This window comes from Streptomyces sp. SX-6 (assembly GCF_059089585.1).
Window position 1 is genome coordinate 1 of the sequence record NZ_JBTHHU010000038.1, and the last position, 24,126, is coordinate 24,126.

Consider the following 24,126-nt stretch of genomic DNA (forward strand, 5'->3'; position numbering starts at 1 on the left):
GGTCCTCAAACGCCGGACGGGCTGGATTGTGCCGGGCCGGGCAAATCCAGCCCGTCCGGCGCTTGAGGACGAGCGGCGAAGCCGCGACAAGCGGGGTCTGGGGCGCAGCCCCAGGAGACGGTGAGAGGGCGGGACCGGGGCACAACTCCCCACCCCCACCCACCCCCTAGTGGTGGAACGCCGTGGCAACCCCCTCCGGACGGCCCAACGGGGCCGATTCGCGGCGGAGTTCGGGCAGCAGGGAGCGCAAGTCGGACATGAACAGGTCCGCCAGGTCCAGCGAGAAGCCGTTGCGGCAGACGACCCGCAGGACCGACAGGTCCTCCCGGTTCGGCGGAAACGTATAGGCAGGCACCAGCCAGCCCCGCTCCCGCATCCGACGGGACACATCGAAGACGTCGTACCGGTCGACCGAGTCGGCCGTGGTGAACGCGAACACCGGCAGCTCGTCCCCGTGCGTCAGCAGCCTGAAGTCGCCCAGCTCGCCGATGCGTTGGGCGAGCGTACGGGCCACGTGGCGGGAATTCTGCTGTACCGCGCGGTAGCCCTCGCGGCCCAGCCGCAGGAACGTGTAGTACTGCGCGGCCACTTGCGCACCGGGACGGGAGAAGTTCAGGGCGAACGTGGGCATGTCGCCGCCCAGGTAGTTGACGCGGAAGACCAGCTCCTCCGGCAGCGCCGGCTTGTCGCGCCACAGCGCCCAGCCGACGCCCGGGTAGACCAGCCCGTATTTGTGCCCCGAGGTGTTGATCGACGCCACCCGTGGCAGCCGGAAGTCCCAGCGGAGGTCCTCGTCGAGGAACGGCGCGATCATCGCGCCGGACGCGCCGTCCACATGGACGGGCACGTCGAGGCCCGTACGCTCCTGGAGCGTGTCCAGCGCCGCGCAGATCCCGGCCACCGGCTCGTACGACCCGTCGAACGTCGAGCCGAGGACGGCCACGACGCCGATCGTGTTCTCGTCGCACAGGGCGGCCGCCGCCTCGGGTTCGAGGTGGAAGCGCTCGCCCACCATCGGCACCTGGCGGGCCTCCACCTCCCAGAAGTTGCAGAACTTCTCCCAGCACACCTGGACATTGGTGCCCATCACCAGGTTCGGGCGGGCCTCGGCCGACGGATAGCGGTCGGCGTTGCGTTGCGCCCAGCGCCGCTTGAACGCCAGCCCGGCGAGCATGCACGCCTCACTCGATCCGGTGGTCGAGCAGCCGATGGCCGAGGCGGGGTCGGGCGCGTGCCAGAGGTCGGCGAGCATGGACACGCAGCGCTGCTCGAGCTCGGCGGTGCGGGGGTACTCGTCCTTGTCGATCATGTTCTTGTCGCGGCACTCGGCGAGCAGCACCGCCGCCTGGGGCTCCATCCAGGTGGTCACGAACGTGGCCAGATTGAGCCGGGCATTCCCGTCCAGCATCAGTTCGTCATGGACGAACTGATAGGCCGCGTGCGGCGTCATGGGCTTCTCGGGGAGGCAGTGCCGCGGCGGGGCGACGGCCATGTCGGCGACGGGGTCGGCCTCGCCGTAGAAGGGGTTGACGGAGTAGGCGCGCTTGGCGGAGCGGTTGTGCATGCCCTTGTGGAGTGCCATGGGGGGTGAGTACCACCCGACACTTCCCGCCACGCCGGTGTGCACCAGAGCGCCCCCTGGCGCGGTCGGCGCTCAGGGGACGCGTCTGTCATGCGTGCGGGGAGATCACGACGGCCGTGCCGTACGCGCAGACCTCGGTACCGACGTCGGCCGCCTCGGTCACATCGAAGCGGAACATCAGGACCGCGTTGGCGCCGCGCGCCCGGGCCTGCTCGACCAGGCGCTCCATGGCCTGGTTACGGGTCTGGACCAGAGTCTTGGTCAGGCCCTTGAGCTCGCCGCCGATCATCGACTTCAGGCCGGCGCCGATCTGGCTGCCGAGGTGGCGGGACCGCACGGTGAGGCCGAAGACCTCGCCGATGACCCTGTCCACCCTGAAACCCGGTACGTCGTTCGTCGTGACCACGAGCACATCGCTCTGCTGCTGACCGCCGCCGAACTCCTCGATGCCCATGCATCCACCTCCGTCGTGCAGTTTTGCGGTTCGCTCTCCGGGACGCATCCTTGACATGACGGGGTTGCGCCGGGCGGGGGTATCCGCCGGCGGCCGCTGGAACCGAGGCCCCTTGCACGGCGTTGGTACCTTGGGGCGGCACTTACCCCGACCCCGCCTGAGCCCGGGCCCCGCTCCGGTGCCCTCGACCCAGGAGCCTGTCACCCGTGACCCCCGCGACCACCGCTCTCGCGCTCGGCCCGCAGTGGCTGGATTCGGACTACCTGATCGCCCAGTTCGGCCTGATCGGTGTGCTGGCCATTGTCTTCGCCGAGTCGGGGCTGCTGATCGGCTTCTTCCTGCCGGGTGACTCGCTGCTGTTCACAACGGGTCTCCTGGTGACGACGGGGAAGCTGAACAACTACCCGCTGTGGGTGGTGTGCGCCCTGGTCGTGCTCGCGGCGGTCCTCGGTGACCAGGCGGGCTATCTCTTCGGCCGCAAGGTCGGCCCGTCGCTGTTCCGGCGCCCCGACTCCAAGCTCTTCAAGCAGGAGAACGTCGAGAAGGCCCACGAGTTCTTCGAGAAGTACGGCGCGAAGTCGCTGGTCCTGGCCCGTTTCGTGCCCATCGTCCGTACCTTCACGCCGATCATCGCCGGCGTGAGCCGGATGAACTACCGCTCGTTCCTCCTCTTCAACGTCATCGGCGGCACCCTGTGGGGCGCCGGTGTGACGCTGCTGGGCGCCGGGCTGGGGCAGATCGAGTTCGTGCGCAAGAACATCGAGATGATGCTGGTCGCGATCGTGCTGATCTCCGTCGTGCCGGTCGGCATCGAGCTCCTGCGCGCCCGCGGCAAGGCCAAGGCGGCGGGTCCGTCCGCCGCCGACGACGCCCCCCGCGTCCCCCAGCAGCCCCGTGCCCAGCGCGGACGGCACGCCCGCCGCTGACGCCTCTCCCGCATATCGGACCCCCACTGGGCGCTCGAACCTCTGATCAGGCATGGTGGTCCTGGCAGAGGGATCCGGCAGGGAGCACGTGGTGGCGGAACGGCAGCGCGGCGGCGCCGCGGACGGCGGGGAGGACCGCAAACCGCAGAGCGACGAGGCGCACAGCGCCTTCACCCCACCCCTGGGCGTGCCACTGCCGCCCACACCGGAGGATGACCACCCCACGTCCTCCGGTTTCGCCATTCCCGAGGGCGTAACCGCTCCCGTTCAGCAGGCGCAGCCCGCCTACACCCCGCCGTACGGCATTCCCCAGGTCAGCCTGGTCAAGGAGGCCCCCTGGCAGGACCGTATGCGCACCATGCTGCGCATGCCGGTCGGCGAGCGCCCGGCGCCGGAGCAGCAGGAGAAGGAGGGCGAGCAAGGGCCCCCGGTGGGGCGTGTGCTCGACCTGACGCTGCGCATCGGCGAGTTGCTGCTCGCGGGCGGCGAGGGGGCGGAGGACGTCGAGGCGGCGATGCTCGGCGTCGCCTACGCGTACGGGCTGGGCCGCTGCGAGCCGACCGTCACCTTCACCGAGCTGACCTTCAGCCACCAGCCGTCCCTGGTGGACGCGCCGGTCACCGCCAAGCGGACCGTACGCCGCCGGGGCACCGACTACACCCGGCTGGCGGCCGTCTTCCGGCTCGTCCACGACATCACCTCGCAGGGGCTCACCCTCGAGGAGGCGTACCGCAGGCTCGCCGAGATCCGCCGCAACCGGCACCCCTACCCGGGGTGGGCGCTGACCGTCGCCGCCGGGCTGCTCGCGGGCGGGGCGAGCATGCTCGTCGGCGGGAGTCTCGTGGTCTTCCTCGCCGCGATGGCCGGCGCGATGCTCGGCGACCGGCTGGCGTGGCTGGCGTCGGGGCGGGGGCTGCCGGAGTTCTACCAGTTCGTCGCCGCCGCGATGGCCCCCGCGGCGATGGGCGTCGCGCTCAGCGCCAGCCACGCGGGCGTCCAGGCGTCCGCCGTGATCACCGGCGGGCTGTTCGCGCTGATCCCCGGGCGGGCACTCGTCGCGGGCGTCCAGGACGGGCTGACGGGCTACTTCCTCACCGCCGCCGCCCGGCTGCTGGAGGTCGGCTACCTCATCGTCGGCATCGTCTGCGGCGTGCTGATGGTGCTCTACGGCGGCGTGCACACCGGCGGCAGGACGCTCAACCCCGAGGCGGCGCTCCAGCACGTGGAGCGGCCCGTCATCCAGATCTTCGCGTCGATGCTGCTGTGCTTCGGCTTCGCCGTGCTGCTCCAGCAGGAACGTCACACCGTCTGGATCGCCACGCTCAACGGCGGCGTCGCCTGGATCATCTACGGGGCGCTCGCCGACACCGCCCGGCTCGACCCCGTGCCCGCCACGGCCATCGCCGCGGGGCTCGTCGGCCTCTTCGGCCAGCTCCTCGCGCGCTACCAGCACGCATCCGCGCTGCCGTACATCACGGCGGCGATCGGCCCGCTGCTGCCCGGTAGCGCGGTGTACTTCGCGCTGCTGAACTTCGCCCAGAACAACATGGACGTCGGCATCGCCAGCCTCACCAAGGCGGCGGCCCTGGCCCTGGCCATCGCCATCGGCGTCAACCTCGGGTCGGAGATGGCCCGCCTCTTCCTCAGGGTTCCGGGCGAGGCAGCGGCCCGGCGCGCAGCAAAGCGGACGCGCGGCTTCTAGAAGCCACGCGCCCGCTCGTGCGTCTGATCAGATCAGCGTCTGATCAGTGGCTGATCAGTGGTGAGAGCCGCCGGAGGCCTCGAGGCGCTTGTACGAGGCCTCGATCTCGGCCTCGGCCTCGGCGCGGCCGACCCACTCGGCACCCTCGACGGACTTGCCGGGCTCCAGGTCCTTGTAGACCTCGAAGAAGTGCTGGATCTCCAGGCGGTCGAACTCCGACACGTGGTGGATGTCGCGCAGGTGCTCCACGCGCGGGTCGCTCGCCGGGACGCACAGCAGCTTGTCGTCGCCACCGGCCTCGTCCGTCATGCGGAACATGCCGACGGCGCGGCACTTGATGAGGCAGCCCGGGAAGGTCGGCTCGTCCAGGATGACGAGGGCGTCCAGCGGGTCGCCGTCCTCGCCGAGGGTGTTCTCGACGAAGCCGTAGTCGGCCGGGTAGCTGGTGGAGGTGAAGAGACGGCGGTCCAGACGGATGCGACCGGTCTCGTGGTCCACCTCGTACTTGTTCCGCGAACCCTTCGGGATCTCGATGGTGACGTCGAACTCCACGGGTGGCTCCTTCATGATCAACACATACGTCTGGTGATTAAGTGTCCCCCACGGGGCAGTGTGGTGGCGAAAGGGGCTGGTCCGTAATGCCAGACGGGACGCGGTGGCCGGCCGGCCGGTGGCGCGCCGCCTCGCGCGAACAGCGCCGGACCGTACGGTTCATCGCCTCGTCCGCCGTGGCGGGCCTCGTGATCGCGGCCGGCGCGGTGACGGCCGCCGGCCCCTGGGACGCAGGTCAGCGTACGTCCGAGCGGACCCGCGCCGCCGCCGGGGCCCGCTCGGACGGCCGGCGTGACGCCGAGCCCGCGCCCCCGTCCGCACGCCCGGTGCTCGACGCCCCCGCCGGCCGCCCGGCCACGCCGGCGGGCATGGCCGCGGCGCTGGAGCCGCTGCTGGACGACTCCGCGCTGGGCACCCGGCACTCGGCGTCGGTGATCGACGTCGCCACGGGGGAGCGGCTGCTGGGGACCGACGAGGACGCCGTGTACACGCCCGCGTCCATCATCAAGCTGGCGACGTCCGCCGCCGCCCTGTCCGCGCTCGGTCCGGATCACCGGATCGAGACCACGGTGCTCGGCTCGGGCGACCGGATCGTGCTCGTCGGCGGCGGGGACCCGACGCTCACGTCCCACGACGGCGGGCCGTTCGCGAGCCTGCCCGCGCTCGCCGACGCGACCGCCCGCGCCCTCAAGGCGCACGGCACGGACCGTACGAAGCTCGCGTACGACACCTCGCGCTACTCGGGCCCCGTCCCGCACGTGATCGGCCCGAACGAGAACCTCGCCCCGGTGGCCCCCCTGATGGTCGACGAGGGCCGGCTGGACGACTCGGACCACGGCCCCGCCGACCGCACCGCGGAGCCCGCGGCCGACGCGGCCCGCAAGTTCGCCGCCCTGCTGGGCGAGAAGGGCGTCCGGGTCGACGGCGAGCCCGCCGAGGGCCAGGCGGACAAGGGCGCGCAGCGCCTCGCCTCCGTCTCGTCCGCGCCGCTGTCCGCCCTGGTCGAACGGGCGCTCACCAACAGCGACAACGACATCGCCGAGGCGCTCGCCCGCCAGACCGCCCTCGCGGACGGACAGCCCGCGAGCTTCGAGGGCGCGGGCCGGGCGGTCGCCGCGCGGCTGGTGAAGCTCGGCCTGCCGACGGACGGCGCGCACATCGCCGACGGCAGCGGACTCGACCGCGCCGACCGCCTCCCGGCGGCCCTGCTGTCCCGCCTGCTCGCCCGCGCGGCGGCGGCGGACCACCCCGAACTGCGCCCGGTTCTCACGGGACTTCCGGTGGCGGGCTTCAGCGGGACGCTGCACGAGCGCTACGACGGCTCGCCGGGCCGCGGCATCGTACGGGCCAAGACCGGCACGCTGACGGGCGTCAACACCCTTGCCGGGACGGTGGTCTCGGTGGACGGGCGGCTGTTCTCGTTCGCGTTCATGGCCGACGGGACGCACGACGCGGACGCCGCGCAGCGGGCACTGGACCGGCTGGCCTCGGCCGTTGCCGGTTGCGGCTGCCATTGACGTGCCCGCCGTCCGGACGACCCCTCACCGCGGGCTGTGCACAGCACGTACGGTGAAGTCATGACGAGCATCGGTGGTGCGGAGATGGTCGACTGGAAGCTCGCGGTGGCGACCGCGGCCCGTCTCGTGCGGTCCGGCCCGGACGTGAGCCGGGACGAGGCGCGCGAGGTGGTCGCGGAACTCCGGCGGCACGCCAAGTCGTCGGAGGAGCACGTCCGGGCGTTCACGAAGATGTGCCCACCGGGCGGGTACGAGGGGAACGACACCCCGGTGCTCGTGGTGGACCGGGTCGGCTGGGTCAGGGCGAACGTCGCGGGATTCCGCGCGGTCCTCGGGCCGCTGCTGGACAAGATGCAGGACCGGCGCGGGAATCTGCCGGGCGGCGCCGTGCTGGGCGCGGTCGGCGGCAAGGTCACCGGCGTCGAACTGGGCATGCTGCTCTCGTTCCTGGCCTCCCGTGTGCTCGGGCAGTACGAGACCTTCGCCCCGGTGTCGCGCGACCTGCCGGGTTCGTCCGACGGCGGCGGACGGCTGCTGCTCGTCGCGCCGAACATCGTCCACGTCGAGCGCGAACTCGAGGTCGACCCGCACGACTTCCGGCTGTGGGTGTGCCTGCACGAGGAGACGCACCGCACGCAGTTCACGGCGGTGCCCTGGCTGCGCGACCACATCGAGGGCGAGATCCAGGCGTTCCTCGGCGAGACCGAGATCGACCCGGTCACGCTGCTGGAGCGGGTCCGCGAGGCCGTGCAGTCGCTGGCGGGCGGCAGGCCGCCGGAGGACGACGGAGAGGGCCGTGCGGGCCGCAGCATCGTCGAGCTGGTGCAGACGCCCGCCCAGCGGGAGATCCTCGGGCGGCTGACCGCGGTGATGTCCCTGCTGGAGGGCCACGCCGACTATGTGATGGACGGGGTGGGCCCCCAGGTCGTGCCGTCTGTCACCGAGATCCGGGAGAAGTTCCAGCAGCGCCGGGCCACCGGCGCGGGCCGGCTGGACGCGGCGCTGCGCAAGCTGCTGGGCCTGGACGCCAAGCTGCGGCAGTACCGTGATGGGGAGCGGTTCGTGCGGGCCGTGGTCGACGAGGTCGGCATGGAGGGTTTCAACCGGGTCTGGACCTCGCCGAACACGCTGCCCACCAAGGCGGAGATCGCCAAACCGGCGGACTGGGTCGCACGGGTGCACAGCAGGACCGATGGGTGACCGGAGCACGCCCCGTGCCGGGTGAACGCCCCGGTAATCACCCTTCCGAGGGACCGTGTGCCAGGGGTGGGCGTGCGATGCTCGGGTAAAGGCTCGTCTCTGTCACCATCTACGCACACAGCGTGACTGCTCTCGCGGTGTGTGCCCGTAGCTCGTACGGTTCCCGAACCTCTGCCGACCCCCTGCCAGATGGAACGATTGGACACACGGACATGGGTCCACACCCCGCGGTAGCCGCGATACGCCTGGCGGTCCGCCGCGTACTCCACGACGTTCTCACCCACGCTCCCGCCCCTTCCGTGCCCGGCGCGGCGCATGCCGGCGGCCGGGACCCGCTCGTCCTGGTCGCCTGCTCCGGCGGCGCCGACTCCATGGCGCTCGCCTCGGCCCTCGCCTTCGAGGCCCCCCGGCTGGGGATCCGGGCGGGCGGCGTGACCGTGGACCACGGGCTCCAGGACGGCTCGGACCTCCGCGCCGCCGAGGTCGCCAGCCGCCTCCTCGCCCTCGGCCTCGACCCCGTGGAAGCGCTGACCGTGACGGTCGGCCGCGAGGGCGGCCCCGAGGCCGCCGCCCGCGACGCCCGGTATGCGGCCCTCGACGATGTCGCGGAGCGGTCCGGCGCCGCGGCGGTCCTCCTCGGCCACACCCGGGACGACCAGGCCGAGACGGTCCTCCTCGGACTCGCCCGCGGCTCGGGCACCCGCTCCCTGTCGGGCATGGCCGTCGCCTCCGGCACCGGCGGGCGCTACCGCCGGCCCTTCCTCGGCCTCGACCGGCAGACCGCGCGCAAGGCGTGCCTGGCCCAGTCGCTGCCCGTCTGGGAGGACCCGCACAACACGGACCCCGCCTACACCCGCTCCCGGGTCCGTCACGAGGCGCTGCCCGTCCTGGAGAAGGCACTGGGCAAAGGCGTCGTCGAGGCTCTCGCCCGGACCGCCCAGCTCTCGCGTGACGACGCGGACGCCCTCGACGCCTGGGCCGTCGCCGTGGAGCCGACCGTGCGGGACGACACCGGCGCCCTGGAGGTCGCGAAGCTCTACGCACTGCCGCCCGCGGTGCGCCGCCGGGTGCTGCGGCGCGCGGCCATCGAGGCGGGGTCCCCGGCCGGTTCGCTCTTCGCCCGGCACATCGAGGAAGTCGACCGGCTGATCACCGGTTGGCGGGGTCAGCGGGCCATCAACCTGCCCGGGCGCGTCGAGGTCCGCCGGCATGGTGGCAGACTGGTCCTCCGGCAAGGCTGATTCGAACGGGGGCGACCGCGCCTCACACCGGTTCCGGCCGGTCTCGGATGAGCCGGACGAGCCGTGAACAGCCGGATGTGCCCAAACGAACGAGAGTGACGCGGGTGGACGACAAGGACATGGGCACCGACCTCAAGTCGGTGCTCATCACCAAGGAAGAGATCGACGCGAAGCTGGCCGAGCTGGCCGCGAAGATCGACGTGGAGTACGCGGGCAAGGACCTGCTCATCGTCGGTGTCCTCAAGGGCGCCGTGATGGTGATGGCGGACCTGGCGCGTGCGCTGTCCAATCCCGTCACCATGGACTGGATGGCCGTGTCCTCCTACGGGGCGGGCACCCAGTCCTCGGGCGTGGTGCGCATCCTCAAGGACCTCGACACCGACATCAAGGGCAAGCACGTCCTGATTGTCGAGGACATCATCGACTCCGGCCTGACGCTGTCGTGGCTGCTGTCGAACCTCGGTTCGCGCGAGCCCGCCTCGCTGAATGTCGTGACCCTGCTGCGCAAGCCGGAGGCGGCCAAGGTCGCCATCGACGTGAAGTGGGTCGGCTTCGACATCCCGAACGAGTTCGTCGTGGGCTACGGTCTGGACTTCGCGGAGAAGTACCGCAACCTGCCCTTCGTCGGCACGCTCGCGCCGCACGTCTACGGCGGCTGAGGCGGAGGACCCCGGGAACCGTCTCCTGTTTTCCGCCGTTGGAGAAGGGGAAGGCGGATTTGTTGACCGTCTGCGGCGGCGTCGGGTGACAATGCTGGGGTACCGTCGAAGGTCAGTCTTTATTTCAGCTTTCAAGGTCGAGTAGGACACCGTACGCACGCACACCCCGACAGGGGGAAGCCGTGCCTCACTGTGGCAGGAGGGACGGGGCGCTCGCGCCCCGTATGGATGGACGTGAAGCGCTACTTCCGTGGGCCGGTCATGTGGATCGTGCTGGCCGTCCTCGCCGTGGTCGTGTTGATGCAGGTCGTCGGCTCGTCCGGCGGCTACAAGTCGGTGGACACCGGCCTGGTCGTGCAGGCGATCCGGGACAACAAGGTGAAGTCGGCCGAGTTGACGACCGGCGACGAGAACAAGATCAAGGTCGAGCTCAAGAGCGGCCAGAAGATCAAGGGCTCGGGCAAGGTCCAGGCCAACTACATCGGTGACCAGGGCGTCACGATCTCGACGATGCTCCAGAACCAGGTCGACCAGAACAACAAGGACGTCCTGCCCGAGGGCTACAACATCGCGACGTCGAAGCAGAACCCCTTCATCGGGGTGCTGCTGTCGCTGCTGCCGTTCGTGCTGATCGTCGTGGTCTTCCTGTTCCTGATGAATCAGATGCAGGGCGGCGGCTCCCGGGTGATGAACTTCGGGAAGTCCAAGGCCAAGCTGATCACCAAGGACACCCCGAAGACCACGTTCGCCGACGTGGCCGGCTCGGACGAGGCCGTCGAGGAACTCCACGAGATCAAGGAGTTCCTCCAGGAGCCCGCCAAGTTCCAGGCAGTCGGCGCCAAGATCCCCAAGGGTGTGCTGCTCTACGGCCCGCCCGGCACCGGCAAGACGCTGCTCGCGCGCGCCGTCGCGGGCGAGGCGGGCGTCCCGTTCTACTCGATCTCCGGTTCCGACTTCGTCGAGATGTTCGTCGGTGTCGGTGCCTCCCGGGTCCGTGACCTCTTCGAGCAGGCCAAGGCCAACGCCCCGGCCATCGTCTTCGTCGACGAGATCGACGCCGTCGGCCGGCACCGTGGTGCGGGCCTCGGCGGTGGCCACGACGAGCGCGAGCAGACGCTGAACCAGCTGCTCGTCGAGATGGACGGCTTCGACGTCAAGGGCGGCGTCATCCTGATCGCCGCCACGAACCGCCCGGACATCCTCGACCCGGCGCTGCTGCGCCCCGGCCGCTTCGACCGGCAGATCGCCGTCGACCGGCCGGACATGCAGGGCCGTCTGGAGATCCTCAAGGTTCACCAGAAGGGCAAGCCGGTCGCCCCGGACGTCGACCTCGCGGCCGTCGCCCGCCGTACGCCCGGCTTCACCGGTGCCGATCTGTCGAACGTGCTGAACGAGGCCGCCCTGCTGACGGCCCGCAGCGACAAGAAGCTGATCGACAACCACATGCTGGACGAGGCGATCGACCGCGTCGTGGCCGGCCCGCAGAAGCGGACCCGGATCATGAGCGAGAAGGAAAAGAAGATCACCGCGTACCACGAGGGCGGTCACGCCCTGGTCGCGGCGGCTTCGCCGAACTCCGACCCGGTCCACAAGGTCACGATCCTGTCCCGCGGCCGTGCGCTCGGCTACACCATGGTCCTGCCGGACGAGGACAAGTACTCGACCACGCGCAACGAGATGCTCGACCAGCTCGCCTACATGATGGGCGGCCGCGCGGCCGAGGAGCTCGTCTTCCACGACCCGACCACGGGTGCGTCCAACGACATCGAGAAGGCCACGGCGACCGCCCGGGCCATGGTCACGCAGTACGGCATGACCGAGCGGCTCGGCGCGATCAAGTTCGGTTCCGACAGCTCCGAGCCCTTCCTGGGCCGTGAGATGTCGCACCAGCGCGACTACTCGGAAGAGGTCGCGGCCCTGGTCGACGAAGAGGTCAAGAAGCTCATCGAGACCGCGCACAACGAAGCGTGGGAGATCCTCGTCGAGAACCGCGACATCCTCGACAACCTCGTTCTGGCCCTCCTCGAGAAGGAGACGCTGAACAAGGAGGAGATCGCCGAGGTCTTCAAGCACATCGTGAAGCGCCCGGCCCGCCCGGCGTGGACGGGTTCCTCGCGGCGTACGCCGTCGAGCCGCCCGCCGGTGCTCTCCCCGAAGGAGCTCGCTCCGAGCAGCAACGGCGCCGCCGTCGAGTCGGTGGAGCTCCCGGAGGATGCCCGTCCCGAGTGACGGCCCGCCTCGAGTGAGGGAGGCCCTCCGGGGCCCGGAATGGATGCCGCGTCACCCAGGTTCTAGCCTTGGGGGCGCGGCATCGCGCATGTGCGCGTCAGCACCACCAGGCCGCGCAGGCGCGTCCGTACGAGAGAACGAGGCAATCCACATGACCGATCCGGTGACCCTGGCCGCCGAGCGCTCCGTCGGTGTTTTCGACGAGAAGCGGGCCGAGAACGCGGTGCGCGAGCTGCTCATCGCGGTCGGTGAGGACCCGGACCGGGAGGGGCTGCGGGAGACGCCGGCCCGGGTGGCGCGGGCGTACAAGGAGATATTCGCCGGCCTCTGGCAGGAGCCGGAGGACGTGCTGACCACGACCTTCGACCTCGGGCACGACGAGATGGTGCTCGTCCGCGACATCGAGGTGTACAGCACCTGTGAGCACCACCTGGTGCCGTTCCACGGGGTGGCGCACGTCGGGTACATCCCGGCGACGAGCGGCAAGATCACGGGTCTGTCGAAGCTGGCCAGACTGGTGGACGTCTACGCCCGCCGCCCCCAGGTGCAGGAGCGGCTCACGACGCAGATCGCCGACTCGCTGATGGAGATCCTCGAACCGCGCGGTGTCGTCGTGGTGATCGAGTGCGAGCACATGTGCATGTCCATGCGCGGTATCCGGAAGCCCGGCGCCAAGACGCTGACGTCGGCGGTGCGGGGCCAGCTGCGTGACCCCGCGACGCGTGCGGAGGCGATGAGTCTGATCATGGCCGGTCGCTGAGGGATATACGAAAGGCCCGCCGAGGCGGGCCTTTGTGCTGTGCTGCTCAGGCGCTGAGGCGGCTGCCCATCCACTGGAGGGTGCCGGGGATCTCACGGCGCCAGGTGTTGAAGTTGTGGCCGCCGCTCTCGAGGATCATCGAGGACACCCGGGTGGGGTGCTTCGCGGACAGCTCGATGAACTTCATCGTGTCCTTGTAGTTGTGCTCGCCCTGCTTGCTGCTGGTCACGAGCATCGAGATCTTCGGCAGCGGCTCGTGCTTCAGACGCCACAGCAGGTTGTTCTCCTGCTCCAGCTTCTTGCTGCCGCCGAAGAGCGAACCGGTGGTCGGGTCCTGCGGGGCCTTGTAGTAGCCGGAGAGGGCGGCCGCGGCACCGTACGCGTTGGGGTGGCGCATGGCCAGCTTCAGGGCGCAGTAGCCGCCGGTCGAGTCGCCGATCATGCCCCAGTTCTTGGCGTGCTCGCCGACCCGGTACTTCTGGGCGATGGCCTTGCGCAGGTCCTTGGTGAAGAAGGTCTCGGTCTGCGGGCCGCCGGGTATATCCATGCACTCGGTGTCACGCGGCGGGGCGACGGTCGGCCGCATCATCACGAGGATGGTGGGCTGCATCTTCTTTTCCTTGGCGAGCTTGTGCGCCGTCTGGGGGTAGTGCAGGCCCTTGATCAGTGCCTCGGCGGTGCCCGGGTAGCCGGTCAGCACGACGGAGGCGGGAAACTTGCGGTTCGCGTACTCCGGCTGAAAGTACTCCGGGGGCAGGTAGACGAAGGCCGGGCTGGCGATCTTCGACTCGGGGCCCTGGATGTTGACCTTCTCGATCTGGCCCGCGACCCGCGGCACCGTGGCCCGCGGCACGTTCACCTGCTGAACGCCCAGGACCTGGACCCGGTTGTTGGCCGCGCTGTGGTCCACCACGACACCCTGGTCCTGCTCCTGGCCGAAGAGGTCCGCCCAGGAGGCGTAGAAACCGAAGGAGTAGTTCGCGTACAGGCCGATCGCCGCGAACAGCGTCAGCTGGGTGACGACGAGCATGCCGACACGGCCGAACACGGAGCCGATGCTCCGCTTGCCCAAACGCGGCCAAAGCCAGACTGTCAGTGCGAAGAGCACGACAGCCAGGACAGTGGCCAGCGCAAGAACTGTCTTGCTGGTGAGACCCATGAGGTGCTTTCTGCCGAGCGACCCGGCGCCCGAGTCGCGGAATGGTTACTTTTTCCGGGCTCGGCCCCGGCGGAACCTCAGCCCCGAAACCGTCGTCCTACAGGGCGCACATTGTCCGGGCACTGGCGGCCAGATGCCGCAGGCCCACTCGACATGGACGACGGGAAGAGATGTCTGTCAGGGTAGATGCCAAAAAGTCCGACGGGGTTCCTTCGGGTACGAAGCGGCTCTCGTGGCTTGCGCGCATGGCCAAGGGACCGAAGCCGGAGAACGTTCCTCTGGTCGTGGGTACGGTCGCTGCCCTCATCGGGCTGATGAACATCGCGGCCGGAGTCTTCCCCCGGATCCGCTTCAGCCGTGTGCACGCGTACGCCGAGGTGCTGCCGGGAGCTGTGACGCAGCTCGCACCCGCCGCCTCGATAGTCGTCGGCATCCTGCTGCTGATGCTGGCGCACGGGCTCAAGCGCGCCAAGCAGCGGGCCTGGCTCGCCGCCGTGGTGGTGCTGCCCGTCGGCGTGGCCGCACATCTGATCTACCGGCACTCGTACATGGGCGCTGCCTTCTCGCTGCTGCTTTTCCTCTACCTCATGCGGCGCAGGAACTCCTTCACCGCGCTGCCGGACCCGCGCAGCCGCTGGAAGGCGCTCGCCAACTTCGTGCTGATGGGTGGGGCCAGCTTCGGTCTCGGCTGGGTGATCGTCAACTCGCACCCGGACCAGATGATCGGCGACCCGCCGATCCGTGAGCAGATCGAGCATGTGCTCTGGGGCCTCTTCGGCTTCGAGGGCTCGGTCCGTTACACCGACAACGTCGACTACACCGTCGGCTACTCCCTCGGCGCCCTGGGCCTGCTGACCCTCGTCACCACCGCCTTCCTGGTCTTCCGCCCGGAGCACCCGGCGGCCGTCCTCACCGAGCAGGACGAGGACAAGCTGCGCGAGCTGCTCGACAAGCACGGCGCCCGTGACTCGCTGGGCCATTTCGCCCTGCGCCGTGACAAGAGCGTCGTCTTCTCCCCGACCGGCAAGGCCGCCGTCTCCTACCGCGTCGTCTCCGGCGTGATGCTGGCCAGCGGTGACCCCATCGGTGACGTCGAGGCCTGGCCGGGCGCCATCGAGCAGTTCATGGAGCTGGCCAAGCGTCACTCCTGGACCCCCGCCGTCAACGGCTGCAGCGAGACCGGCGGCGAGGTGTGGACCCGCGAGACCGGACTGGACGCCCTCGAGATGGGCGACGAGGCCATCGTCGACGTGGACGACTTCAGCCTGACCGGCCGCGCCATGCGCAACGTCCGCCAGATGGTCAAGCGCATCGAGCGCAACGGCTACACCACCCGGGTCCGCCGCGTCGAGGACCTCTCCCCCGAGGAGCTGGTGGCCGTCCAGAAGGCGGCCGACGCCTGGCGTGACACCGACGAGGAGCGCGGCTTCTCCATGGCGCTGGGCCGGATCGGTGACCCCAAGGACGTGGGCACGATCATCGCGACCGCCCACAAGGACCCGGAGGAGGGCGAGGAGCCCAGCCCGTTCGGGGACCTCAAGGCCATGCAGCACTACGTGCCGTGGGGCAAGGACGGCGCGTCGCTGGAGCTGATGCGCCGCGACCGCTCCGCCGACCCGGGCATGAACGAGCTGCTGATCGTCGCCTTCCTGCAGGCCGCGCCCGAGCTCAAGCTCAAGCGCCTGTCGCTCAACTTCGCGTTCTTCCGCTCGGCCCTCGAGCGCGGCGGCAAGCTGGGCGCGGGCCCGGTGGTGCGGGTGCAGCGCACGCTGCTGGTCTTCCTCTCGCGCTGGTTCCAGATCGAGTCGCTGTACAAGTTCAACGAGAAGTTCCGGCCCCGCTGGGAGCCGCGCTTCATCGTCTTCCCGAACAACCGTGACCTGCCGCGCATCGGCTTCGCGATGATGCAGGCGGAGGGCTTCCTGGAGCTGCCGCGGCTGCTGCGCCGCCGCCCGGCCGCGCCGAAGCCGTCGGGGCTCGAGAACGACGAGGTGGCACAGGCGGAGGTCACGCGCGCGGCGTGACGATGTCGTCCGTGAAGCCCTCCCCGGAACCGTCCGGGGAGGGCTTCACGCGTTCCGGGCACCCGGTGCCGTGCCCGCGCCACGCCCTAGGCTGGTGGGCATGAGTACCTTGCACGGTCGTATCGGGCCGGTCGGTCTGCCGGAGTGGGACCGCTGTGCGGTGATGGGCGTGGTGAACGTCACGCCCGATTCGTTCTCGGACGGCGGCCGCTGGTTCGATGCCGCCGCTGCGGTCAAGCGGGGCCTGGACCTCGCCGCTGCCGGTGCCGATCTGGTCGACGTGGGCGGGGAGTCCACCCGGCCGGGCGCGGCGCGGGTGGACGAGGACGAAGAGCTGCGCCGCGTGGTGCCGGTGGTGCGCGAGCTGGCCGCCGAGGGGGTGCTGGTGTCGGTGGACACCATGCGTGCCTCGGTCGCGCGGGCGGCCGTCGAGGCCGGCGCGGTGCTCGTCAACGATGTGAGCGGCGGTCTCGCGGACCCCGCGATGGTGCCGGCGGTGGCCGCGGCCGGGGTGCCGTTCGTGGTGATGCACTGGCGGGGCTTCAGCGAGGACATGAACAGCCGGGCGGTGTACGGGGACGTGGTCGGCGAGGTCCTCGCCGAGCTGCGGCAGCGGGTGGACGCGGTGGTGGCCGGGGGCATCGCGCCCGACCGCATCGTGGTGGACCCGGGGCTGGGCTTCGCCAAGAACGCCGAGCAGGACCTGGCGCTGGTCGCCCGGCTCGCCCACCTCCGCCGGGAGCTGGGCCTGCCGATGCTGGTCGCGGCGTCCCGCAAGCGGTTCCTCGGGCGGGTGCTGGCGAGCGCCGAGGGCGCCCCGCCGCCCGCCCGGGAGCGCGACGCGGCCACGGCCGCCGTCTCCGCGCTCGCGGCGCGCGACGGCGCCTGGGCGGTGCGCGTGCACGAGGTGCGCGCCAGCGCCGACGCCGTGCGCGTGGTGCGCGCGGTGGCGGGTGCCACGCCCGGGGAGCCGGCGTGAGCGGCTCCCGTACGGACGCCGAGCAGGTCGAGCTCGCCAACACGGCCCTGTACGAGGCCATGGAGCGCGGGGACACGACGGCCATGGGCCGGCTGTGGCTGGACGATCCCGGTGCCGAGGTCTCCTGCGTGCACCCGGGGTGGCCGGTGCTGCGCGGGCGCGGCGAGGTGCTCCGCTCCTACGCGCTGATCATGGCGAGCACGGACTACATCCAGTTCTTCCTCACCGACGTCGAGGTGTCGGTCACCGGCGACACGGCGCTGGTGACGTGCACGGAGAACATCCTCAGCGGCGCGCCCGCCGAGACGGAGGGCGAACTGGGGCCGTTGGTGGGGCAGCTGGTCGTGGCCACCAATGTGTTCCGGCGGGCCGGCTCCGAGTGGAAGGTGTGGTCGCACCACGGCTCGCCCGTGCTGGCGGGCAGGGACGAGGAGGAGGAAGACGGCCCCGAGGCGTCAGCGTGAGTGGTGAGTGATCGCCCGTTCGAGCTGTATTGACGCCGGGTAGGGGTGGTCCGCAGGCCATGGGGCAGGCGCGGCAGGAGCCCGTGACGGTGGTCACAGAAGCTCCCCGGTCGTGGGCCCTGCGGGCGGGCACTGTCGGTGCTCGCAGGTAGATTCGAGGTTGGGTCCCCCGGTCGAAGGCCGGGGCGTACCTCGCACACCCGACGAACAGCTGGAGTGATTCGTGTGGATCGTGTCGCGCTGCGCGGCTTGAAGGCCCGTGGACACCACGGGGTGTTCCCCCGAGAACGCGAAGAAGGACAGACCTTCATCGTGGACCTCGTGCTGGGTCTGGACACCCGGCCGGCCGCGGCCGGCGACGATCTCACGAAGACCGTGCACTACGGCATCGTGGCGGAGGAGGTCGTCGGCATCGTCCAGGGCGAGCCCGTGGACCTCATCGAGACCCTCGCCGAGCGCATTGCCGAGCAGTGCCTGAAGCACGACGCGGTGCAGGAGGTCGAGGTCGTCGTGCACAAGCCGGACGCCCCGATCACCGTGCCCTTCGACGACGTGACGATCACGATCACCCGGAGCCGAGTATGAGCAGCAGCGACCCGACCGTGCAGCCGGTGCCCGCCTCCGTGGTGGCGCAGGTGGACGCGGCCGATGTGACCCTGAGCAACCCCAAGCGGGCCGTGATCTCGCTCGGCAGCAACCTGGGCAACCGCCTGGAGACGCTGCAGGGCGCGATCGACGCCCTGGAGGACACCCCCGGCCTGCGGGTCAAGGCGGTGTCCCCGGTGTACGAGACGGAGCCCTGGGGCGTCGAGCCGGGCTCCCAGCCGTCGTACTACAACGCGGTGGTGCTGGTGAAGACCACGCTGCCGCCGTCCTCGCTGCTGGAGCGCGGGCACGCCATCGAGGAAGCCTTCGAGCGCGTGCGCGACGAGCGCTGGGGCCCGCGGACGATCGACGTCGACATCGTCGCCTACCAGGACGTCGTCTCGGACGACCCGGTGCTGACACTGCCCCATCCGCGGGCGCACGAGCGTGCCTTCGTGCTGGTTCCGTGGTACGACGTGGATCCGGAGGCTGTGGTTCCGGGGCGTGGCCCCGTGGCCGAGCTGCTGACCGAGGTCGGCCGCGAGGGCGTGGTGGTACGGGCGGACCTGGAACTCAGGCTGCCCGAGTAGCCGTTGGGCTCGTGTGCTGTGCGAGCCTGTCGGCTGATGAGGTGTTGGCGGGCGCGCAGCGGTGCGACCGCTGAGGACGAGTGACGATGAGGGGCGACGGCTCGGTGAGGCAACTTCGGATCGGGGTGCTGCTCGGCCTGTTCGCCGCGGCCGGAGTGCTCTCGTGGGCGGGCGCCCGGCTGTGGGATTCGTTCGGCACCCTCCCGCGGGTGCCCGTGGCCGCCCCGATCGTGCTGGCCGTCATCGCCGCCGTGCTGGTCGCGACCGCGCTCTCGCTGCGGTCCCGGCTGCGCGCGCAGCGCGAGCGGCGGTCCGGTGCCAAGGGCGTCGATCCGCTGGTGGCCGCCCGCGCGGTCGTCTTCGGGCAGGCCAGCGCGCTGGTCGCCGCGCTGGTCTCGGGAGCGTACGGCGGCGTCGGCGTCTTCCTGCTGATGGAGGGGCTCGACGACCCCGCCCGCCGCGACCAGGCGATCTACGCCGGAGCGTCCGTGGTCGCGGGCGCGTGCGTGGTAGCGGCGGCGTTCTTCATGGAGCGTGTCTGCAAGCTCCCGGAGGACGACGACACCGGCGGGGCCTCCTCCGCGTCCTAGAACCCGTTCCCGGGTACGGTGCTCACCTCCACGTCGGCGCGTGCGCCGCCCAGAGCGTCCGCGCCGATCGAGCGGCGGAGCGCCTCGTGCAGCCGGGCCGGGGTGAGCACGCCCAGGAAGTGGTTGGCGTCCTCCCCGTCGAGCACGGCTATCCAGCCCGCGTCGTGCTGGAGCATGGTGCTGAACGCCTGCTTGAGCGAGGCGCCGACCGGAAGCCAGGCGTCCATGTGGCGGGCGTGGTCCCGCACGGTGCCCTCGACGGCGAAGCCCATGGACTCGGCCGAGACCCAGCCGTGCAGATGGTCCGCGTCGTCCAGGACGACGGCCCAGCGCGAGCCCTCCCGGGCGAGCTTGGCGAGCGCCTCGCTCAGCGGGTCGTCGAGGTGGACGACCGGGGGCTGCTCGAGGTCGCCGGGCTCGATCGGGGTGACGGACAGCCGCTTGAGGCCGCGGTCGGCCCCGACGAAGTCGGCCACGTACGGCGTGGCCGGAGCGCCCAGCACGACTGTCGGCGCGTCGAACTGTTCGATGCGGCCGTGCCCGTAGACGGCGATGCGGTCGCCGAGACGGACCGCTTCCTCGATGTCGTGTGTGACAAAGAGCACGGTCTTGCGGACCTGTGACTGGAGCCGCAGGAACTCGTTCTGCAGCCGTTCGCGTACGACGGGGTCGACCGCGCCGAAAGGTTCATCCATGAGAAGGACGGGCGGATCGGCGGCGAGGGCGCGGGCCACGCCGACCCGCTGGCGCTGTCCGCCGGAGAGCTGGTCGGGGTAGCGGTCGCCGTAGACGGAGGGGTCGAGGCCCACCAGGTCCAGCAGTTCGGCGGCGCGGGCTCTGGCCTGCTTGCGCGGGCGGCCCAGCAGGTGGGGGACGGTCGCGGTGTTGTCCAGCACGGTCTTGTGCGGGAAGAGCCCGACCTGCTGGATGACGTAGCCGATGCGGCGGCGGAGCTCCACGGGGTCGGCCGCGGCGATGTCCTCGCCGTCGAGGCTGATGCGGCCGCTGGTGGGCTCGATCAGCCGGTTGACCATCTTCATCGTGGTGGTCTTGCCACAGCCGGAGGGCCCGACGAGCGTGATCAGCTCGCCGGCCGCGACTTCGAAGGAGAGGTCGTCCACGGCCGTCGTGCCATCGGCGTAGCGCTTGGTTACGTGTTCGAAGCGGATCACAGTCCCCATTGTGGGCACATCCCTCGCCGGTTGTGCCCTCGTTGTGTGTCAGCTGTGTGGCGGCCCACAGGCGATTGTCAGTGCCGGGCGTTAGGGTCGCCAGTGACCGTCGGTGAACGCCCAGGGGGAGGTGAGCGCGCATGTCGGAGCCGGGAGGCAACTGCCTGATCCGCAACGACTGGATCTGCGGCGAATACGTGCGGACACGAGGCCAGGAGCTGACGGATGCCACGGTGCAGCACATCGGCATCACCCTGGTGTCGGTCGCCATAGGCCTGCTCATCGCCTTCCCGCTGGCACTGCTGGCCCGTCGCCGGCGCGCGGTGGCGGGCCCGGTGCTGGGCCTGACCACGGTGCTCTACACCGTGCCGTCGCTCGCCATGTTCTCGCTGCTGGTGCCCGTCTTCGGGCTGTCGGTGTCGGTCGTGGTGACGGGCCTGGTGCTGTATTCGCTGACGATCCTGGTGCGGAACATCCTGGCCGGGCTCGCGGCGGTGCCGGAGGAGGTCCGGGAGGCGGCCCGCGGCATGGGATACGGGCCGGTCCGGATGCTCTTCGAGGTGGAGCTGCCGCTCGCGCTGCCCGCCGTGCTGGCCGGGCTGCGGATCGCCACGGTGTCGACGGTCTCGCTGACCACCGTCGGTGCGCTTGTCGGGTACGGCGGCCTGGGCAACCTGATTTACGAGGGGCTGCACAGCGTCTTCAAGGCGGAGGTGCTCACCGCGTCGGCACTGTGCGTGCTGCTGGCCGTGGTGGCGGATCTCCTGCTGCTGTCGGTGCAGCGGCTGCTCACCCCGTGGGCGCGGTCGAGGCCGCGCGAGCGGGCCCGGAAGAAGGCGGTGGCCTGATGGGAGTCCTCGGAGAGGCCTGGACGTGGCTGTCCACCGGGTCGCACTGGACGGGCGCCGACGGCGTGTGGCACCGGCTCGCCGAGCACCTTCAGCTGACGGTCGTGTGCCTCGCGATCTCCTGTGCCGTCGCCCTGCCCGTCGCGGTGCTGCTGGGGCACACGGGCCGCGGCGGCGCCCTGGCGGTCAACATCTCCAACGTGGGCCGTGCGGTGCCGACGTTCGCGGTCCTGGTGCTGCTGACCCTCGGCCCGCTGGGGGACTACGGCTCCTGGCCGACCATCATCGCGCTGGTGCTCTTCGCCATACCGCCGCTGCTGACCAACGCGTATGTGGGCATACGCGAGGTCGACCGGGATGTCGTCGAGGCCGCGCGGGGCATGGGGATGTCGGGCCGTCAGGTGATGGGCCGGGTCGAACTGCCGCTGGCCCTGCCGATGGTCATGACCGGGGTGCGCTCCGCCGCCGTGCAGGTGGTGGCCACGGTCTCGATCGCCGCGATGGTCGGCGGCGGGGGCCTGGGCCGGATCATCACGGCGGGCTTCCGGCTCACCTACACCGCGCAAGTGGTGGCCGGCGCCGTGCTGGTGGCCGCGCTCGCGCTGGTGGTCGAGGGGCTGTTCGTGGCCCTGGAAAAACTGCTGGGCCGCACGCGCCGCCGGGGCGCGCGGACCACGGGCCGCGCCGAGCCGGTGCGGGCCGTGGCGACAGACGTCTGACGAATGGATGGAGAACGGCATGACGAGGACGACTCCGCGCCGGAAGCGGGCCACGCGGGCCCTGCTGGCGGTGGCAGGTGCCGCCGCGCTGACGGCCGGGCTCACCGCGTGCGGTGGCGACGCCCTCGAGAAGTCCGGTGGCGGAGGGGACGGTTCGACCAGGTCGGGGCAGGGATCCCTGGTGATCGGCTCGGCGTCCTTCACCGAGTCCAGGGTGCTCGCGGAAATATATGCGGCACTGCTGAAGGACGCCGGATATTCGACGTCGATCAAGACCGTGGACGCCCGTGAGCTGTATGAACCCGCTCTGGAGAAGGGCCAGATCGACGTCGTCCCGGAGTACGCGGCGACGCTCACCGAATTCCTGAACAAGAAGCAGAACGGGAAGGACGCCCGCGAGGTCGCCTCCGCCGACCCCGATGCCACCGTGAAGGCGCTGCGGAAACTCGCCGGGCCCCGGGGGCTCAAGGTGCTCGACCCCGGCCGTGCGGTCGATCAGAACGCCTTCGCGGTGACCAAGGAGTTCGCGAAGAAACACCAGCTCAAGACGCTTTCCGACCTTGGCCGGTCGAAGCAGCCGGTCAAGCTCGCGGCGGGCGACGAATGCACTGAACGGCCCTTCTGCAAGCCGGGCCTGGAGAAGACCTACGGCATCGACGTCACCGGCATAGACCCCCTGGAGGTCGGCAGCATCCAGGCCAAGCAGGCGGTCAAGGGCGACAAGGACCAGCTGCTCCTCACCACCACCACGGACGCCACGCTGGAACAGTTCGGACTTGTCGCCCTGGAGGACGACAAGAAGCTCCAGAACTCCGACAACGTCCTGCCGGTGGTGAATGCGCGGAAGGCCGGTTCGCAGCAGGTCGCGGATGCGCTCGACAAACTCAACAAGGTGCTGACCACGGCCGATCTCTCCGAACTCAACAAGAAGGTCGACGCGGAGCGCCTCAAGCCCGCCGATGTCGCCGCGCAGTACCTCAAGGAGAAGAGGCTGCTGGGCCGGTAGGGAAAGTAGGGGAGACGTAAGATCAAGGGAACGGTTTGGTGGCGGAGTCACACTTTTGCAGCAACGCACGGTAAGTTTCAGGCCATGCCACGAGGACGCCACCGCCATTCGACTTCCCTGCACCGGCTTCTTCCTTCATCACTGGTAGCCGCGACATCAGTCGCCTGCGCCGCCGGTGCCTGGACGGTGGACGAACCGGTCGTCATACGTGGTCTCGCAGCCGCCGCAGCCGCGGCGGCGGTGGTCGGCTCGATACTGATGCGCCGTTGGGACCGCTCCGCCGGCAAGCGCGTCGCGCAGCTCACCGCCGCGCGGGCGCGGGACGAGTGGAAGACCGACGAGCGCATCGCCGAGCTGGAGACGGATCTCGAGGAGACCCGGCAGGCCCGGACCCGGCTGGAGTCCAAGCTGCGCGGCAAGCGCGCGGAGCTGGCCCGGCTGCGTACCGAGCACGCCGATCTGCTGCGCCGTTACGCCACCGCCGAGACCGAGCGGGCCAGCGCCCTCGAGGGTCGGCGCCTGCTCGAGACCACCCGCTCCACGGCCCCTGCGCCGCGGGCCGCGAAGGCGCTGGAGTCCGCGATGCAGGCCCGTGCGGAGCGGCAGGCCGGTACGGATGCGTACCGCAAGGCCGCCGACGCCCTGCGCAACCTGGACCGGAACGCCGCCCGGCAGCGGGCCGCCGAGGCCGAGGCCGAAGCCGGGACCGCGACCGCGGTGGAGCAGGAGCCGGCCAAGGCTCAGGAGCCGACCAAGGCTCAGGAACCGCGTGAGAGCGCGGAGGTCCAGGCCGTGCCCAAGGTGCAGTCCGAGGTCGAGGTCGAGGCCGGTACCGGTACCAAGCCTGAAGCCGAGCCCAAGGCCGAGCCCAAGCCCGCGACCGAGTCCAAGCCCGAGGCCGCCGCGCTGGTCCGTCGGCCCGTGCGCGCGCCCGCGGTGCGTACCCAGGGCGGCTTCGACTTCTTCGGCGCCCGCAAGCAGCAGCCCGCCCTGCCCGCGAAGCCCGTCGAGGAGCAGGACCTCGCGGACGTCGTCGGCGAGGAGGCCCTCGCCGCCGAGCGCGGCGGCGACGAGGCCGACGGCGAGGTCATCGACCTCACCGCGCACGACGACACCGAGCAGATCGACGTCGTGGAGCTCCGCAGCGCGATCTGACGCGCCGCCTGGG

23 protein-coding genes are annotated in these 24,126 nt (G+C 70.6%); 18 read left to right on the forward strand and 5 right to left on the reverse strand.

Going from position 1 to position 24,126, the window contains the following annotated elements:
* Positions 1-166: 166 nt before the first annotated feature.
* Positions 167-1,582, reverse strand: coding sequence for a glutamate decarboxylase (gad, locus tag ACV530_RS31185; protein WP_494336022.1), 1,416 nt, complete (start codon positions 1,580-1,582; stop codon positions 167-169).
* 88 nt (positions 1,583-1,670) lie between these two features.
* Positions 1,671-2,036, reverse strand: coding sequence for a YbjQ family protein (locus ACV530_RS31190; protein ID WP_494336023.1), 366 nt, complete (start codon positions 2,034-2,036; stop codon positions 1,671-1,673).
* Between the two features lie 206 nt (positions 2,037-2,242).
* On the opposite strand from ACV530_RS31190, the gene ACV530_RS31195 reads away from it, so the two are divergent.
* Positions 2,243-2,962, forward strand: coding sequence for a DedA family protein (locus ACV530_RS31195; RefSeq protein ID WP_494336024.1), 720 nt, complete (start codon positions 2,243-2,245; stop codon positions 2,960-2,962).
* A 52-nt stretch (positions 2,963-3,014) separates the two neighbouring features.
* A complete protein-coding gene (locus ACV530_RS31200) occupies positions 3,015-4,664 on the forward strand; it encodes a threonine/serine exporter family protein (protein ID WP_494336025.1) in 1,650 nt (549 codons plus the stop codon).
* A gap of 54 nt (positions 4,665-4,718) precedes the next feature.
* On the opposite strand, the gene ACV530_RS31205 is transcribed toward ACV530_RS31200, so the two are convergent.
* Positions 4,719-5,216, reverse strand: coding sequence for an inorganic diphosphatase (locus tag ACV530_RS31205; RefSeq protein WP_494336026.1), 498 nt, complete (start codon positions 5,214-5,216; stop codon positions 4,719-4,721).
* A gap of 86 nt (positions 5,217-5,302) precedes the next feature.
* Between ACV530_RS31205 and dacB the strand changes: the two genes are divergently transcribed.
* The 6 genes from dacB to folE all read left to right on the forward strand — a co-directional run bounded on the left by dacB (position 5,303) and on the right by folE (position 12,822).
* Complete coding sequence (gene dacB / locus ACV530_RS31210) at positions 5,303-6,733, forward strand: D-alanyl-D-alanine carboxypeptidase/D-alanyl-D-alanine endopeptidase (RefSeq protein ID WP_494336027.1); 1,431 nt, start codon at positions 5,303-5,305, stop codon at positions 6,731-6,733.
* A 60-nt stretch (positions 6,734-6,793) separates the two neighbouring features.
* Positions 6,794-7,933, forward strand: coding sequence for a zinc-dependent metalloprotease (locus ACV530_RS31215; RefSeq protein WP_494336028.1), 1,140 nt, complete (start codon positions 6,794-6,796; stop codon positions 7,931-7,933).
* Positions 7,934-8,145: 212 nt separating this feature from the next.
* A complete protein-coding gene (gene tilS, locus ACV530_RS31220; protein ID WP_494336029.1) occupies positions 8,146-9,174 on the forward strand; it encodes a tRNA lysidine(34) synthetase TilS in 1,029 nt (342 codons plus the stop codon).
* 119 nt (positions 9,175-9,293) lie between these two features.
* Complete coding sequence (hpt, locus tag ACV530_RS31225; protein ID WP_171083878.1) at positions 9,294-9,833, forward strand: hypoxanthine phosphoribosyltransferase; 540 nt, start codon at positions 9,294-9,296, stop codon at positions 9,831-9,833.
* A gap of 228 nt (positions 9,834-10,061) precedes the next feature.
* Positions 10,062-12,062: an ATP-dependent zinc metalloprotease FtsH gene (ftsH, locus tag ACV530_RS31230; protein ID WP_494336030.1), complete on the forward strand. Its 2,001-nt coding sequence runs from the start codon at positions 10,062-10,064 to the stop codon at positions 12,060-12,062.
* Between the two features lie 151 nt (positions 12,063-12,213).
* Positions 12,214-12,822, forward strand: a complete 609-nt coding sequence (gene folE / locus ACV530_RS31235) for a GTP cyclohydrolase I FolE (protein ID WP_494336031.1) — start codon at positions 12,214-12,216, stop codon at positions 12,820-12,822.
* A gap of 46 nt (positions 12,823-12,868) precedes the next feature.
* Here the strand turns inward: folE and ACV530_RS31240 are convergent, their stop codons facing one another.
* Complete coding sequence (locus ACV530_RS31240) at positions 12,869-13,981, reverse strand: alpha/beta hydrolase (protein ID WP_494336032.1); 1,113 nt, start codon at positions 13,979-13,981, stop codon at positions 12,869-12,871.
* Positions 13,982-14,151: 170 nt separating this feature from the next.
* Here ACV530_RS31240 and ACV530_RS31245 point away from each other — a divergent pair, with 170 nt between their 5' ends.
* The 6 genes from ACV530_RS31245 (at position 14,152) to ACV530_RS31270 (ending at position 19,213) form a co-directional block, all read left to right on the forward strand.
* Positions 14,152-16,005: a phosphatidylglycerol lysyltransferase domain-containing protein gene (locus ACV530_RS31245; RefSeq protein WP_494336033.1), complete on the forward strand. Its 1,854-nt coding sequence runs from the start codon at positions 14,152-14,154 to the stop codon at positions 16,003-16,005.
* Between the two features lie 100 nt (positions 16,006-16,105).
* Positions 16,106-16,984 carry a dihydropteroate synthase gene (gene folP / locus ACV530_RS31250; RefSeq protein WP_494336034.1) on the forward strand — a complete coding sequence of 293 codons (879 nt, stop codon included), beginning with the start codon at positions 16,106-16,108 and terminating at the stop codon, positions 16,982-16,984.
* Positions 16,981-17,448 carry a nuclear transport factor 2 family protein gene (locus ACV530_RS31255; RefSeq protein ID WP_494336035.1) on the forward strand — a complete coding sequence of 156 codons (468 nt, stop codon included), beginning with the start codon at positions 16,981-16,983 and terminating at the stop codon, positions 17,446-17,448. The genes folP and ACV530_RS31255 overlap by 4 nt, the downstream gene beginning before the upstream one ends.
* A gap of 225 nt (positions 17,449-17,673) precedes the next feature.
* Positions 17,674-18,033: a dihydroneopterin aldolase gene (folB, locus tag ACV530_RS31260; RefSeq protein WP_494336036.1), complete on the forward strand. Its 360-nt coding sequence runs from the start codon at positions 17,674-17,676 to the stop codon at positions 18,031-18,033.
* Positions 18,030-18,623, forward strand: coding sequence for a 2-amino-4-hydroxy-6-hydroxymethyldihydropteridine diphosphokinase (gene folK / locus ACV530_RS31265; RefSeq protein WP_494336037.1), 594 nt, complete (start codon positions 18,030-18,032; stop codon positions 18,621-18,623). The genes folB and folK overlap by 4 nt, the downstream gene beginning before the upstream one ends.
* A gap of 104 nt (positions 18,624-18,727) precedes the next feature.
* The gene (locus tag ACV530_RS31270; RefSeq protein ID WP_494336038.1) at positions 18,728-19,213 is read left to right on the forward strand and encodes a DUF3180 domain-containing protein; all 486 of its coding nucleotides are present in this window, start codon (positions 18,728-18,730) and stop codon (positions 19,211-19,213) included.
* Here the strand turns inward: ACV530_RS31270 and ACV530_RS31275 are convergent.
* A complete protein-coding gene (locus tag ACV530_RS31275) occupies positions 19,210-20,385 on the reverse strand; it encodes an ABC transporter ATP-binding protein (protein WP_494336039.1) in 1,176 nt (391 codons plus the stop codon). The two genes, ACV530_RS31270 and ACV530_RS31275, sit on opposite strands and share 4 nt — an antisense overlap.
* A gap of 140 nt (positions 20,386-20,525) precedes the next feature.
* Between ACV530_RS31275 and ACV530_RS31280 the strand changes: the two genes are divergently transcribed.
* The 4 genes from ACV530_RS31280 (at position 20,526) to ACV530_RS31295 (ending at position 24,113) form a co-directional block, all read left to right on the forward strand.
* Positions 20,526-21,233: an ABC transporter permease gene (locus ACV530_RS31280; protein ID WP_494336040.1), complete on the forward strand. Its 708-nt coding sequence runs from the start codon at positions 20,526-20,528 to the stop codon at positions 21,231-21,233.
* Entirely contained in the window at positions 21,233-21,952 is a 720-nt protein-coding gene (locus ACV530_RS31285; RefSeq protein ID WP_494336041.1) for an ABC transporter permease, read from the forward strand. The genes ACV530_RS31280 and ACV530_RS31285 overlap by 1 nt, the downstream gene beginning before the upstream one ends.
* Before the next feature lie 19 nt (positions 21,953-21,971).
* Entirely contained in the window at positions 21,972-22,958 is a 987-nt protein-coding gene (locus tag ACV530_RS31290) for an ABC transporter substrate-binding protein (RefSeq protein ID WP_494336042.1), read from the forward strand.
* A gap of 186 nt (positions 22,959-23,144) precedes the next feature.
* On the forward strand, positions 23,145-24,113 hold the full coding sequence (locus ACV530_RS31295; protein ID WP_494336043.1) for a hypothetical protein: 969 nt from the start codon (positions 23,145-23,147) through the stop codon (positions 24,111-24,113).
* Positions 24,114-24,126 lie beyond the last annotated feature (13 nt).

Coding starts and splice junctions, on each gene's coding strand:
- gad (WP_494336022.1), bottom strand. CDS start 1,582: ATGGCACTCCACAAGGGCATGCACAACCGCTCCGCCAAGCGCGCCTAC.
- ACV530_RS31190 (WP_494336023.1), bottom strand. CDS start 2,036: ATGGGCATCGAGGAGTTCGGCGGCGGTCAGCAGCAGAGCGATGTGCTC.
- ACV530_RS31200 (WP_494336025.1), top strand. CDS start 3,015: ATGGTGGTCCTGGCAGAGGGATCCGGCAGGGAGCACGTGGTGGCGGAA.
- dacB (WP_494336027.1), top strand. CDS start 5,303: ATGCCAGACGGGACGCGGTGGCCGGCCGGCCGGTGGCGCGCCGCCTCG.
- ACV530_RS31215 (WP_494336028.1), top strand. CDS start 6,794: ATGACGAGCATCGGTGGTGCGGAGATGGTCGACTGGAAGCTCGCGGTG.
- tilS (WP_494336029.1), top strand. CDS start 8,146: ATGGGTCCACACCCCGCGGTAGCCGCGATACGCCTGGCGGTCCGCCGC.
- hpt (WP_171083878.1), top strand. CDS start 9,294: ATGGGCACCGACCTCAAGTCGGTGCTCATCACCAAGGAAGAGATCGAC.
- ftsH (WP_494336030.1), top strand. CDS start 10,062: ATGGACGTGAAGCGCTACTTCCGTGGGCCGGTCATGTGGATCGTGCTG.
- folE (WP_494336031.1), top strand. CDS start 12,214: ATGACCGATCCGGTGACCCTGGCCGCCGAGCGCTCCGTCGGTGTTTTC.
- ACV530_RS31240 (WP_494336032.1), bottom strand. CDS start 13,981: ATGGGTCTCACCAGCAAGACAGTTCTTGCGCTGGCCACTGTCCTGGCT.
- ACV530_RS31245 (WP_494336033.1), top strand. CDS start 14,152: ATGTCTGTCAGGGTAGATGCCAAAAAGTCCGACGGGGTTCCTTCGGGT.
- folP (WP_494336034.1), top strand. CDS start 16,106: ATGAGTACCTTGCACGGTCGTATCGGGCCGGTCGGTCTGCCGGAGTGG.
- folK (WP_494336037.1), top strand. CDS start 18,030: ATGAGCAGCAGCGACCCGACCGTGCAGCCGGTGCCCGCCTCCGTGGTG.
- ACV530_RS31280 (WP_494336040.1), top strand. CDS start 20,526: ATGTCGGAGCCGGGAGGCAACTGCCTGATCCGCAACGACTGGATCTGC.
- ACV530_RS31285 (WP_494336041.1), top strand. CDS start 21,233: ATGGGAGTCCTCGGAGAGGCCTGGACGTGGCTGTCCACCGGGTCGCAC.
- ACV530_RS31290 (WP_494336042.1), top strand. CDS start 21,972: ATGACGAGGACGACTCCGCGCCGGAAGCGGGCCACGCGGGCCCTGCTG.